Raw genomic sequence first — 1,610 nt, forward strand, 5'->3', positions numbered from 1 at the left:
GCTTCTTAAAGACCCTAACTTTTCTATTAAACAGATAGTCCAAAGTTGTGGGTTTTATGATGAACATTATTTTAATAAGCTTTTTAAGAAAGAATTTAAAATCTCACCTGGTAAGTTTAGAAAAAAATTAATTAAATAAATGAGGTAACTGTATGAAATTAGAAGCAAAAGAAAAAACATATAGCACAAGCTATGGTACAAAAGCTAAAACGTATTCGTATAAAAATTCACAAAAACTATTTCAGCGAGCTCTTAAAGTTATACCATGTGGTATACCAGGACATTTTAGCCCGGCGCCACTAGTTCCACCCACAATGTATCCATTTTATGCTGAAAGGGCAAAAGGTTCTCGTTTTTGGGATGTTGATGGCAATGAATTTATAGATTACATGTGCGCGTATGGCCCTATGGTTTTAGGATACAATCATCCAAAGGTTGATGCTGCTGCTGCGGAACAGCGTAAAAAGGGTGATTGTATGATGGGACCTTCAAAGATTATGATAGAGCTTGCTGAATATCTTACAGATACTATACAGGGCGCTGATTGGGCTTTCTTTGCTAAGAATGGCGGTGATGTTACTAATTTGTCTATTATGATAGCTCGTGCTGCAACGGGAAGAAAAAAGATTGTTATGGTAAAAGGTGGATACCATGGTGTTGCGCAATGGATGCAGGGGTATGGTCACTATGGTGTAATTGAAGAAGATATTGCCAACATTATTGCTATAGAGTGGAATAATATATCACAATTTGAGGAAGCAATTGCTGCTAATCCCAACGGGATAGCAGGTTTTATTGCTTCACCTTATCATCATCCCAACTTTGCCGATAGTGAATTCCCTGCTCCTGGTTACTGGCAGCGTATACGAGATCTTTGCACTAAACATGGTATTGTTCTTATTATTGATGATGTCCGATGCGGATTCAGATTGGATATGAAAGGGTCGGCGGCATATTTTGGTTTCACTCCGGATTTAGCCTGCTATTGCAAGGCGATAGCAAATGGATATCCAATCTCAGCTCTGGTAGGTGTTGAGGCATTGAAAACTATTGCTGCAAAAGTTTTTTATACTGGCAGTTACTGGTATCAGTCAGTGCCTATGGCGGCGGCGCTTGCAACGTTAAAGGAGCTGCAACGAATTAATGGCCCTGCATTGATGAATAGAATTGGTAAAAAGCTATTCGATGGAATGGTTAAAATCTGTGCTAATTATGGATATGAGTTAAAGGTAACTGGAGCCTATTCAATGCCGTATGTACGCATCACAAATGATCCAAGTAATATGTTGCATCAGGAATGGTGTGCCGAGTGTACAGCACGAGGTGCTTATTTTACATCACATCATAACTGGTTTGTGTCAACTGCTCATACAGAAAAAGATATTCAGAAGACCTGGAATATCGTTGATGATGTATGCAAGCTATTAAAGAAGAAGTATGGCGATAAATATTAATATGCTTGCAATTAGTTGCACAAAAGTACACTATTTAGTAACTATCGCTTAATATTTTAGAATGAAATATTACTCAGACTAAGGAGGAATGATAAAAAAGTCAAAATAGTTGCGGTGGAACGAGGATCTGTTCAACTATGATAATGAACAGGCAGG

General features: G+C 38.0%; 1 protein-coding gene. It reads left to right on the forward strand.

What is annotated here, in order from left to right:
• The first annotated feature begins 152 nt into the window (after nt 1-152).
• Nucleotides 153-1,454 carry an aminotransferase class III-fold pyridoxal phosphate-dependent enzyme gene (locus N3F66_15020; GenBank protein MCX8125458.1) on the forward strand — a complete coding sequence of 434 codons (1,302 nt, stop codon included), beginning with the start codon at nt 153-155 and terminating at the stop codon, nt 1,452-1,454.
• Nucleotides 1,455-1,610: the final 156 nt, after the last annotated feature.

Source organism: Spirochaetota bacterium, assembly GCA_026414805.1.
GTDB lineage: Bacteria > Spirochaetota > UBA4802 > UBA4802 > UB4802 > UBA4802.